Source organism: Helcococcus sueciensis DSM 17243 (genome assembly GCF_000423145.1).
GTDB classification, from domain to species: Bacteria; Bacillota; Clostridia; order Tissierellales; family Peptoniphilaceae; genus Helcococcus; species Helcococcus sueciensis.
The window spans coordinates 26,137-39,062 of the sequence record NZ_AUHK01000004.1; the positions used below are offsets into that span (position 1 = coordinate 26,137).

General features: G+C 26.1%; 10 protein-coding genes. 3 read left to right on the plus strand and 7 right to left on the minus strand.

From position 1 onward, the window contains the following. The first annotated feature begins 96 nt into the window (after positions 1 to 96). A complete protein-coding gene (locus G534_RS08670) occupies positions 97 to 249 on the plus strand; it encodes a hypothetical protein (RefSeq protein WP_156896562.1) in 153 nt (50 codons plus the stop codon). 173 nt (positions 250 to 422) lie between these two features. Next, positions 423 to 1,751: a D-serine ammonia-lyase gene (locus G534_RS0101910; RefSeq protein ID WP_027347607.1), complete on the plus strand. Its 1,329-nt coding sequence runs from the start codon at positions 423 to 425 to the stop codon at positions 1,749 to 1,751. A 361-nt stretch (positions 1,752 to 2,112) separates the two neighbouring features. Here the strand turns inward: G534_RS0101910 and G534_RS0101915 are convergent, their stop codons facing one another. Genes G534_RS0101915 through G534_RS0101930 form a run of 4 tightly spaced genes read right to left on the minus strand, consistent with a single transcriptional unit; the run spans position 2,113 to position 7,919 of the window. After that, positions 2,113 to 3,051 (minus strand): FUSC family protein, encoded by a 939-nt coding sequence (locus tag G534_RS0101915; protein WP_027347608.1) that lies wholly within the window; start codon positions 3,049 to 3,051, stop codon positions 2,113 to 2,115. Between the two features lie 55 nt (positions 3,052 to 3,106). After that, on the minus strand, positions 3,107 to 5,839 hold the full coding sequence (locus tag G534_RS0101920) for an AAA family ATPase (protein WP_027347609.1): 2,733 nt from the start codon (positions 5,837 to 5,839) through the stop codon (positions 3,107 to 3,109). Beyond that, the gene (locus G534_RS0101925; protein WP_027347610.1) at positions 5,826 to 6,965 is read right to left on the minus strand and encodes an exonuclease SbcCD subunit D; all 1,140 of its coding nucleotides are present in this window, start codon (positions 6,963 to 6,965) and stop codon (positions 5,826 to 5,828) included. Before G534_RS0101925 ends, G534_RS0101920 begins: the two co-directional genes overlap by 14 nt. A 12-nt stretch (positions 6,966 to 6,977) precedes the next feature. After that, a complete protein-coding gene (locus G534_RS0101930; protein ID WP_027347611.1) occupies positions 6,978 to 7,919 on the minus strand; it encodes an Abi family protein in 942 nt (313 codons plus the stop codon). Positions 7,920 to 8,072: 153 nt separating this feature from the next. Here G534_RS0101930 and G534_RS0101935 point away from each other — a divergent pair, with 153 nt between their 5' ends. Next, complete coding sequence (locus tag G534_RS0101935) at positions 8,073 to 9,290, plus strand: FprA family A-type flavoprotein (RefSeq protein WP_027347612.1); 1,218 nt, start codon at positions 8,073 to 8,075, stop codon at positions 9,288 to 9,290. 191 nt (positions 9,291 to 9,481) lie between these two features. Here G534_RS0101935 and pepF read toward each other — a convergent pair whose 3' ends face one another. From pepF to G534_RS0101950, 3 genes are all read right to left on the minus strand, one after another. Then, positions 9,482 to 11,284, minus strand: coding sequence for an oligoendopeptidase F (gene pepF / locus G534_RS0101940; protein WP_034595858.1), 1,803 nt, complete (start codon positions 11,282 to 11,284; stop codon positions 9,482 to 9,484). A gap of 114 nt (positions 11,285 to 11,398) precedes the next feature. Further along, on the minus strand, positions 11,399 to 12,031 hold the full coding sequence (locus tag G534_RS07670; RefSeq protein WP_051177383.1) for a PH domain-containing protein: 633 nt from the start codon (positions 12,029 to 12,031) through the stop codon (positions 11,399 to 11,401). A 24-nt stretch (positions 12,032 to 12,055) separates the two neighbouring features. Next, positions 12,056 to 12,907: an HAD family hydrolase gene (locus tag G534_RS0101950; protein WP_027347614.1), complete on the minus strand. Its 852-nt coding sequence runs from the start codon at positions 12,905 to 12,907 to the stop codon at positions 12,056 to 12,058. Positions 12,908 to 12,926: the final 19 nt, after the last annotated feature.

A 12,926-nucleotide genomic window follows, 5' to 3' on the forward strand; every position in this document is an offset into this window, starting at 1 on the left:
CCATATTTCCGCAGTTTTTACAATAAATCAAGTATTATTATATATTGTTTTACACTAATTTTACTGGGTATAAATCTATACAAGATGGAGGTAAATATGGAATTAAACAAAGATTATCTAGATAACCAAGAATTCGCAGAAAGTAAAACTGAAGCTCAACAAAAAATAAGTGATGAAACTGCTAAGACAAAACGTGAATTAGAAGACAAAATTAAAGAAGATAAAAAAGAGAAATCTAAGAATAATTAATTTTTTAAAATAACTAAATTTTGATTTATTAAATATTAAAACTTTATAAAAAAGCGATAAACTTATTATATAATGTTTATTGCTTTTTTTGTGAATAATGTTAATCTTATGTATTAACTTTACTTATATTTTTTGCTATAATCTTATAGATATAAACGTTTAGGAGGAATAATTTGTACAATATTGAAGAATTAATTAAAGAAAATCCCATATTAGATAAGGTTAAAAACTTAGAACCTACTGTTTGGATTAATCCAGATAGAAAAACCGGAGATGAAGCGTGGGATAATGTTGAATTTACAATCGATGATATAAAGGAAGCTGACCAAAGATTTAGAAAATTCGCTCCTCTCATGATAAAACTTTTTGGTGAAGAATTTCCTGAATTATATGAAAGTAAAGGAATATTGGAATCACCACTTGTTAGACTTGAAAATCTAGAAAAAAAATATCGTCAAGAAAAAGATTTTAAAGGTAAATTATATTTAAAAATGGATTCACATTTACCTGTAGTTGGATCAATTAAAGCTAGAGGTGGACTATATGAAGTGCTTGTATTCGCTGAAATACTAGCAAAAGAAAATAATCTTTTAGATGAAAATAGAGATTACTCACAATTCGCAGATGAAGATTTTCGTAATCTATTTTCAAAATATACTATTCAAGTAGCTTCAACAGGTAATCTTGGAATTTCAGTTGGAGTTATGGCTTCTGCTCTAGGGTTTAATGCAATTGTCCATATGTCAAACGATGCTAAAGATTGGAAGAAAAAACATTTACGTGATAGAGGCGCGACTGTTATAGAATATGATGGTGACTTTTCTACAGCTATAACAAAAGCAAGAGAATTATCTCTACAAGATGAATTCTCATATTTTGTTGATGATGAAGACTCTACAACTTTATTTAAGGGATATTCGGTAGCAGCTCTACGTACAAAAGAACAAATTGAAAAAATGGGAATTAAAGTTGATAAAGATCATCCTATATTTCTTTATGCACCTTGTGGTGTAGGTGGCTCTTCAGGTGGGGTATCATTTGGTTTTAGGAGAGTTTTAGGTGATAATGTACATGCTTTCTTTGTAGAAACTACTCATATACCAAGTTTTTTAATCGGTGCATCCACAAAATTACATTCAAATATTTCTGTATATGATTTAGGAATTGATGGTAAAACTGAAGCTGATGGACTATCTGTTGCTAGACCTTCTAAATTCTCTGGACATACTATGGAATCGCTATTAAGCGGTGTAATAACAATTGAAGATTATACTTTATTTGAAACACTTAGAGAACTTAACGATTTAGAAGATATTAGAATCGAACCTTCTTCTACATCATCTATCGTGGCTAGTGAATCTTTATTTAATTATGAACAAGTTAAAGAATATCTAGAAAAATATGATTTATTAGATAAATTAGATAATGTTACTCATATTTGTTGGGCAACTGGTGGAAATCTAGTACCTAAAGAAATTATGGATAATTATCTTAAAAAATAAAAAATTTATATATAATGTATAAACTTATTGATTAGCACTAAATTTTGTTGAAACTATTGGAGTTTTAAATATTAAATTAATGTAATAATGTTGGCGTTTTTTTTCATTCAATATTTGTTATTATATAAATATGGAAATGGACATTTTTTAGTATTTGATATCCTCTCTTCAAATGCTAATTACCTATATGTAATCGCCGACAATATTAGGTACCATGCTATTTAGAGCTGTCAATAGCATTAATAAATTTTAGAAATTATCTCTATGGTTCTCTCACCCATATTCTAAAATTTATAGGTGAAATCGATCGAAAAAAAAGACACGTTTGAGTATGAATCTATTCATATTCAAACGTGTTTTATTATTTTCTTTCAAGATACCATTTATTTTCTTGTTCATTATACATCTTGGTAAATTCATGTAAATTATATTCTATTGAATTAAATGTATGAACTAACTTTCCCAATTCAAAATTATATCTTCTATCAAAATTATTCTCAATTTCTCCTATTATATAAGAAGTATTTAAATCTCCTTTAAAATATACTAATAATTCCTCATAAATTTTCTTAGTAATTATAGGATTTTCGTCTAAATCATTTAATTCTATTATTAAACTTAGTGCCGATCTAAATAGATTATTTAGCTTAGATACGGTTACAGTATTAATATTCTCATTCATTCTTAATCTAATATCTTTTCTAAGTCTCTTAGAGATGTAATTTATCTGTGATAATTCATCTATAAGTTTTACTTCATCAACAGAGATATCATTTTCCAAAAGATTTTTAAGTGCAGATCTTAAACTCAAATATGAAGTTCTATACGCATTTAATAATACTTTTTCTTGTCTTGGTCGCAATACATATGTATTTATTAGTAACCCAATAACTGAACCTATTAATGTATCTATAATTCTATTTAGTGCATATATTTCAAGATTTTTGTTCGCATAAGGAACATCAAGTACAAATACAAAAAATATAAAAGCAGATCCTAATGTATATTGCCAATTGAAAAAGTAACAAATTATTATAATAACTGCCATACCTAATGTTACACCATATTGATTAACTTGATTTATCGATTGCAACATAAAAGCAACTAATATCGCTACTATATTTGACATCACTCTATCAAAAGATGATTTAAGCGAATCAAATATACTAGAGCTAATAGCTGTAATGGCTGCCGCTGCCATCATTGCTGGATTTAACTCTGGAAAAATTTCGGCAATAATATATATTAAAAATACCGCTAAAATTGTCTTTAATGATCTTAATCCTATAACTTTTTTCATTTATCCCCTCGTAATAACTATATAACATAATAGCATATTACTTATATTTTTTTAATTAATATAATACGTTTTTCAATACTGAATAACCTTCAGTAGTTTTTTCAATAATTATTTGCTTATCTATTTGCTCTTTTAATGTTTCAACATGAGATATTATTCCTATTAATTTATTTGAATTACTTATTTTATATAAAGTTGACATAACTTTTGATAAAGTTTCTTTGTCAAGAGTTCCAAAACCTTCGTCAACAAACATTGAGTCTAATTGTATACCACCAGCATTTTTTTGTATTAAATCGGAAAGCCCAAGGGCCAAAGATAAAGCCGCTTGAAAAGATTCACCACCAGAAAGTGTATTTATATTTCTAACTGTTTTATTATGATGATCAAAAACTTCAAAATCAAGTCCCATTTGTTCATTCATATTGTCCGCGTCTTCTTTTCTCTTCAAAGAGTATTTCCCTTCAGTCATCTCAATAAATCTACTATTTGCAGCTATTAATATATTATTGAAATATCTAAATTGAATAAATGTTTCAAACTTTAAGTTTTGTAAACCTCTTATCTTCCCTCTTATTATATCGCTTAACTCTTTTAAATCTTTATATCTTTTTTCTGAAAGAACTAATTCTTTTTGGAGACTTTCTAATTTCTTTACTTGATTATTATTAATCTTCATATTTGATTCTAAAACACTTGATTTAGACCTTAGATTCTTCAGCTTTATATCTATTTCTTTTATTTCTTTTTCTAATAGCTCAATATCTAAATTGTGTTTTTCATCAATTTGCTCACTAAGAGTATTAATAGCCGAGTTTAGCTTATTAAATTCACTTGAGTAGTTTTGATAATTATCTCTTACATAAGTAATTTCAGAATTAATTTCATCAATAGATTTTTCTACATCTGCCTTTTTTATTAAAGTAGACTCTTTATCTTTGTTTTCTAAATTTTCTAATTCTTCAGATTCTCTTTTTTCTAAATTTTTTATATTTTCCTTAGCAATATTAAAAAGATTATTTTCATTTTCTCTTTTTATATCTTTTTCTTTTAACGATAATTCTAAATCCTCTAAAGCTTTATTATAAATATCAATATTTGAAATAATCGTATTTATTTCATTTAATTTAGTTTCTATTTCTAATATTTCTGAATTCAAATCATCTTCAAAACTTTCAATATTGTTTATTGATATATTTAGAAATTCTATATTTTCATTTCTATTTTTTTCATTTTGTTTTATATAAATTTCTATTTCAGAAATCTCTTTTTGTAATTTTTCTTTTTTACTTCTAAGATACTCTAACTCTTCCTTTTCTTTATCCAATTCTTCTTTTGATAAAATTTCATAATTTATTTTCGCTGGATTTGGATGATGAGTAGACCCACATACTGGACATGGGCTATCGTCTTCGAGAGATTCAGCTAATATCCCCGCTTGAGATTCAAAATATAAATCACTATTATTATTATATTTATTAAGATTTATACTATATTTTTCCTTTGTTTCCATATATAAAAGCTTTTTCAACTCTTTTTCTTGAGTTAGTTTATCAATATTTTTTATATATTCTTTTGTATCTTTAACTTTTTCTTTGTTTAATTTTAATAAACTTTCTTTATTTAAAATATCAACTTTTATATCTTTGGCATCTTTATTTTCTTTAATATATTTCTTTTTATTTTCTATATCCAAAGATATCTCTTTTATTTCAGATGTTAGTTTGTTTTTATTATCTTCATTTAATTTCGCTTTATTAATTAATTCAAATTTTTCATTTTGAATATTTTCAAGAGTTTCAAATAATTTTATTTCATTTTCTAATTTATTTAATTGATTATTCAATGAATCCTTATTTTTTTCTTTAAATGGAATTTCCTTAAATTTATTTTCTAAATCTTCATATATTGGTGAAACTCTTTCTAATTCATTTTTATATTCTTCAATTTTTTTACTTATATTAATATAATCTAAATATTTTTCTTTTAATAATTTCTTTTCATCATATATTTTAGAATATTTTCTTATTTCTTTACTTATATCTTTATTCTCATTTTTAAATTTATTATTTATTTCTTTTACAAAAATAATTACATTATCTATACCTATCGCCTTTGATTTTACAAAATCATCTTCATCAGAGTCATCTATACTAATATTGTTATAAATTTCATTATTTTGTATTTCAAGAGATTTTAATACAGATTCTGCTTCTTTTAAATTTGAGAATATTTCACGGTCCAACAAATCGTATTTTTTAGTATTAAATATATCTCTAAACAATTCTTTTTTCTTTTCAGTAGAAGCTTTAAGCAATTTCATGAAATTACCTTGAGCAAGCATTGCTATTTGACTATATTGATCTTTGTTTATACCTAATAGTGAGACTACTTTATTAGTCGTATCTGTGATTCCCTCTATCATTTCACCATCGGGCATTTTTATCCACGCATATTTATTTACTCTGGTTTTCTTTGTCTTTTCACTATATCTTAATGTAAATTCACGATATATAATATATGTCTTCCTTTTATATTCAAAGGTCAGTTCTACAAATGTAGTAGTTTTATCTTCTGATGCTGTAAATTGCATCATTCTTTCATCTTTTTCTCCACCACTAGAACTACCATAAAGAGCATAAGTAATCGCATCAAAAATACTAGTTTTCCCTGCTCCAGTTTGGCCAGAAATTAAAAATAGTCCTTCTTTTCCAAACTTATCAAATTCTATATTTATTTCATCCTTAAAAGGTCCAAAGGCTTTTAATCTCAAATTAATCGCTCTCATTTTCTCTCCATATTTTATCTATAGCTTCTTTTATGATATCCTCTTTAGAAGATGAAATTTCTTCACCTATTCTTAAATAATAAAAATCTTTAAAAAGTTCTAAAGGACTTTTTTCATTATTTTCAAAATCAATTTCTTCTAAGTCATTATCTCCTATTTTTAAATTTACATATCTCATAGTCATGATATTAGGATAAAATTCTCTTAATCTCTGTAGCCCTTCAGATATCTCATTATCATCTAAAAGTTCTATATGTATATAATCATTAAAATTGGAGTCTTCACTAGCTGAGTTTATAATCTCACTAAAATATCCACGAATTTTTCTCATTTCATGAAGATATTCTATTTTTCTTTCAGATATTACAAGATTATTTTTTTCTTTTATCTCAACTATTGTAATTGATTTTTCATAATTTGATTCACTTGAGGCATATTTTAATAAAGCTCCAGGATATCTTATTTTCCCATTCATAAATGATTGCTTTTTATGAATATGACCAAGCGCTACATAATCAAAATCTTTATATAGATTCATTGATACAGCCTCTGCTTCTCCTGCATATATTTCTTCTGATTCAGAAAGTTCAGCATTTAAGATAAATTGATGAGATATCATTATATTTCTTTCATCAGTATCTAAATCTATCGATTCTATTACAGCTTTTACCGCATCTTGATAAGTATATATTTCTAAATCTTCAAAATATCTCTTTACATTTGAAGGCTTAATATATGGGAATAAGTAAAAATTAATCTTCCCATAATTATCCTCAAATGATATTTTTTCAATTTTTCCACTATATGAATTTGATATATATATTTTTGACTCTCTGAAAAATTCATTTGCATATGAAAGTCTATCACTCGAATCATGATTTCCAGAAATAATAAGTGTAGTAATATTCAAATTATTTAATTTAATTAAAAATCTCTCAAAAACTCTAATAGCTTCAACTGAAGGAACCGAATTTTGATATATATCTCCAGCAATCAAAAGCATTTCTATATTTTCTTCTTCTAGCAATTTTACTATTTGATCTAAAGCGTAAACTTGATCATCAATCATCGAGTATCCATTTACACTCTTTCCAATATGTAAATCTGCTAAATGCATAAATTTCATACTTTCCTCTTCTTATTCATTATCTTCTTTATATGCTAAACTCTTTTTAACTCTATCATAGGCTATATAATCAACCTCTGTTTTAAGCTTTTCAAATAAATGATTAATTTCATTTTTAGACTTATCAAAATAATTACAAGGAAGCATAGCTCTAATGCATACCATTGCGTGATATAATCCGTCTAATTTATTATTTTTTTTAATTCCATATTTTAAATGAATAGGTTCAAAATATTCTATATCTTCATATCTATAATCTAATATCAAATTATCATGTGCTGCTATATTTCTTATATCTTTGGCACTTGATAAAAATGATTTCAATATAGAAGGTGTCAGAAATTCATTTAATTTTTCACCTAAGTTTTCTTCAATTATTTTTTGAAATTCATCTGCAATACTTTCTTGCAAATCAAGATCCAATGTTTCATATATATTTATAAGTTTTCCAAATGTAACAAAATTAATCACAAACCAAAATGGAACTGAATCATATTTATTAAAGTAATAATTTATAGACCTTTTATAATTTTCTTCATTTCTGTATCTATCGATTGTTTCTGTAATACTATCAATATTTACTAAAACTAAATCTTTTTCACTTTTATTAAAATTGTTAGGATTTAAATACGAGTTCTTTTCAGGATATTTTTCAACAAATTTATATGAAATTATAGATCTTGCAATTCTTTCTAATTCCAAAGTCTCACTCAATAAATACTTCTTCAAGTCTTTATCAAAGTTATGAATATCTATTAAATCGCTAAACTCTGTTCCTTCACGATATCTATTGTTTTTTTCATCTATTATAAATATATCTCTAGTTCCATTAATTATTTTATAATAGTTGTATCTGAGCAATGTATCCTTAGCGAATTTTTTATCCGGAATATATAACCCTCTTTTTTCTAATATATTTATTTGTTCTTCAATGCTTGTAAAATATCTTTTCATAGTTTCTCCTACACTTATATTAACATATTATACTTTATCTAAATAAAAGTTTTATTATTATCCCTGATAAAGGAAATCTTTTTCCGAATTAATTTTTTTGAATATATTTATAAAAGCATGTATAATTAGTTTAGAATAATTAAGGAGGTCTTTATGTATAACGTAAGACAAATTGCAGATGATACTTGGTATATCGGTGTAAACGATAACAAAACAGCTCAATTCGAAAATTTACATCCTCTACCAGAAGGAGTTACCTATAATTCATATTTAATATTAGATGAAAAAACTTGTCTATTAGATACAGTAGACTGGGGATTTGCAGAACAATTTATAGAAAACTTAGAACATCTATTAGAAGATCGTGATTTAGATGTTGTAATTGTAAATCATATGGAACCAGACCATGCAGGTGCGCTAGGTGAAATTATGTACAGATATCCAAATGCACATTACTATATGACTCCAAAAGCAGTAGAATTTTGTAGAAGTTTCGGTTTCCCAATTGATGATGTTCCTCATACAGAAGTTCGTGAAGGTGATACATTAGATCTTGGAAAACATGTATTAACTTTCGTTGAAGCACCAATGGTTCATTGGCCAGAAGTTATGTTCACTTATGACACAACTACAAAAGTACTATTCTCTGCGGATGCATTTGGTACATTTGGACTTTTAGATGGTAGATTATTTGATGACGAATTAGATTTTGAAAGAGAATTTATGGACCATGCTAGAAGATACTTTACAAATATAGTTGGTAAATATGGTAAACCAACAATGAATGCTTTAGAAAAAGCTTCTAAGATTGAAATTAAAATGATTGCTCCACTACATGGACCAATTTGGAGAAAAAATCTTGGAACTTTAATAGAAAAATATCAAAAATGGGCAACATATACTCCTGAAGAAAAAGGTGTATTAATAGTATATGGTTCAATGTATGGTCATACTGAAGAAGTTGCATATTTAATGGCTTCAATGCTTGTACAAAGAGGAATAACAAATGTTAAAGTTTATGATGCTTCAAAGACACATCTTTCATATATAATTGCTGATGGTTTCAGATTATCTCACTGGGTATTCACATCAGTAACATACAATATGACTCTTTATCCAACAGTAAATGCAGTACTTGAAGATATGAAGATGTTAAATCTACAAAATAGAACTGTTGCAATAGTTGAAAATGGCTCATGGGCATCAAGAGCTGGAAAATTAATGCTTGATCACTTCAATTCAATGAGAAATATGAATGTACTAAATCCTGAAGCACTTTCATTCCAATCATCATTAGACGAAGAAAAAAGACCAGAACTTATTGAATTAGTTGATAAGATTGTAGAAGATTATAATAATACAGAACTTTAATCATTTTATCTATTAAAATTCTTAATTATATAATCATTAATAGCGTAAAATTAATAAAAATAATTTTAAACTCTGTAGGAATAAATTTCTTACAGAGTTTTTTATAATTTAAGATTATTACTTAAAATATAAAAGATGTTATAAATAATAAAAATTTTATAACATCTTTTCATATTTAAAAGTTTAATTTATTATATTTCTTCCATTTCTTTTGAGATTTCTTCAATTTCGTCGATTAATGATCCTATATATGCAATAGTTTCTTTAAGCGGATTATCAGTTGAAACATCTACACCTGCAGCCTTGGCAAGCTCTTCTGGAGATTTTGTTCCACCCATTTTAAGAACTTCTATCCATTTAGAAGCTGCTTCTTCTCCATTTTGTTTAATCATTCTTGAAACTTGTGTACCTATAGTAAGGCCTGCTGAATAAGTATATGGATATAAACCCATATAATAATGTGGTTGTCTCATCCAGGTTAGTTCTGCACCTTTAGTAAGTTCAACTGAATCACCCCAAAACTTTTCAAGTGTTTCTTTGAAAAGTTTTGATAAAATTTTTGCGTTTACTTGACCACCTTTATCTATAATTTTATAAACTTCTCTTTGATAATGAGCTTCTAATAAATGAGTTACAAAATTATGATAATATGTTTTTGAAATCATTTGTGAAAGAACCCATCTTTTCATTCTTTTATCATTTTTCTTTTCAGCAACTTCTAAAAGATAATTTTCAACTAAAAGTTCATTTGTTGTAGAAGGAGCTTCAACAAAATACATAGAAGGTTCAGAATTTAATACAGATTGATTTTCGTGAGTTAATTGGAAATGTCCAGCATGTCCTAATTCGTGAGCTAAAGTCATAACATCTGACATGATCCCATTAAAAGTCATACATATATATGATGGTGTTCCATAAGGTGATGCACAAAAAGCTCCTGTAGATTTACCTTCATTATTTGCATAGTCAATCCATCTATTATTAAATGCTTCTTTCATTATTTCAAGATAATCCTCTCCTAATATATTCAGACCATCGAGAACATATTTTTGTGCTTCATCAAATGAAATCTTATTTGAATATGACGGATCTATCTCTACTTTTAAATCTGCATAAGTCATTTTATCTAATTTATATATTGATTTAATAATATTTGCATATTTTCTCAAATGTGGGGCTAGCTCTTCCATTATAAGATCAATTTGTCTATTATATAAATCTCTTGAAACTTTTTGTCCACTTAATAAGTAGTCAATCACTGACTCAAATCCTCTTAGAGTAGAAATAGTTTTTTCTTTCTGAACTTGCGCATTATATGCTGAAGCTGTTGTATTTTGATATTTTGCAATTTCGTCTGAAAATGCTCTAAATCCTTTTCTTCTAATTTCAGTGTTTTTTTCGTATTCTATCTCACCTTCAAAAATATTATATGAAAGCTTATTATCTTTTCCATCAGCTTTAAAATCAGGAAAGTCTATATCTTTTGCTTTTGTTTCATTATAAAGTGTATATGGAAATCTTAATGTTGCAGAAAGACTTGCAAAAGCTTTTTCAACTTCAGGATGTAATGCATGAGCTTTTTGTTCTAAAACTTCATCTATAAATACTTCCGCATTTTTATTGCTTTTAGCTTCTTTCAATAAGTTTTCATCCAATAGAATTAATTCGCTTGTATAAAAACTAAGTTTTGATAAATATTCTGATACTAATGAATAAAATTGAAACTCCCTTTCACTATATTCCTCATCAAATGCATCTACATTTGTAGGTAATGTTGCATATGAATTAATTTTGGAAAGTATTTCATATATAGATATAAAATCTTCTAAAGATTTATCTAATAAATTTTTATCATCTAATTTACCTTGATAATCATTAACAAAATTATCAACCAATTCCTTAAATTTTTCTAATGCATTATTATAATCTTCTTCTGTCTTATATATATGAGCTATATCCCATGTTTGATTTAATGCTACTTCATTTCTTTTCATAATACCTCCTATTATATTTAATAAAATTTATTGAAAATATTATAACATATAAAAAAATAAAAAATGTATAAACTCAAGTTTTATATAGCTTGAGTTTATACATTTTGATTTTAATTATCTATCATTATTGTCAAGATTTGTATTATATCCTCTATTTGTACTAGGTCTATATTCATTTGGAAATTGTTGATCTGTTACTACATCCAACATATTCTTTTTCAATAATTTATATACTTCATATGGTCTATCTATACCTATTAGTCTATGCCCATATTCTACATATCTAGAATCTCCTGAATTATAACTTCTATCAGGTGTTAGTTGTATAGTTCCTTTATTTCTCATTTTTTCTAATAAGCCAACATTTACATTTAATTTATCTATTTCTCTATATTCTATACTTTGGACATCTGTACCTATTATACCTGAAATTATATAAACTCTTTTATCCGTAATTATATATCTAATCCTACTTGATTGGAATAGTCTTACAATTGGACTTATTATGAAAAATCCAATTGGGAACAATAACATCAGTCTTGGTATGAGACTGAAAAAATTAAATGGTTGAAATGGAACATCACCAAAGCTATTAAAACCTCTTGATATTGTAACTACAATCCCCGTCCACACCAAAACAAATAAAACGACGAAAATGTTTCTCAAATGCCAAAGTGTGTATACAACAGTATCTGGTTTTAATTCCTCTAAAATTTTTTCATTATCTTCTACAAATTCTCTATACATATATATCTCCTTATTATATATTGTCTATATTTGTCCTTTTTTGTTTCGATATTTTTCTATAAAATCCATATTTACATTTGAATTTATTTCTTCTAATAATTCAATTACAGCGCTATCATCATTTGAACCAATTTGATATTTAGCTATTTTTAATAATTCATCAGATGAATCCTTCATTGCAATTGAATATTTTGCTTCTTGCATCATAGAAATGTCATTGTTGCTATCCCCAAATGTAACAGTTTCGTCTTCATCTACATTATATTTTTCTTGAAGATATTTTAATCCAATATGCTTTCCACCATCTTTAGAAAATATATCCATCCACTGTACTCCACTTTTACAAACCTGTAAATTTGGATATTTATCTTGTAATTCTACAGATATATTATAAACATCATCAATTCTTTTTAAAGTTGAAAGTCCCACAAGTAATATTTTTTCATCTTTTGGAATATCTTCAAAACTTTCCATTTCAATTAAATTTTTAAATAATTTTGAAAATTCTTCAAAAATATAATCTTCACTTTTCAGTAAATACATTCCTTTATCAGTGTTTACTTGCACATAAAAATCATCTAATTTAGATACATAATCAAATACTTCTTTAGCTTCTTCTCTATCTATTGAATTTATATGAAAAATTTCACGACCTTTTGAAATTGTATTTCCATTGTCCGTAGCAAAATATAGATATGGTATAGTTTCATCATCAATGTAATGTAAGGATTGTGAAAAACTATTCCCCGTTGCTATAGCTACAATTATTCCTTTTTCATATAAATTTTTAACTACATTTCTAAATCTTACTTTATCATATTGTTGATCGTTTCTTAGAAGAGTTCCATCTAAGTCTATTGCGATTAACTTTACCATAAAAGATCCTTTCTAAAAA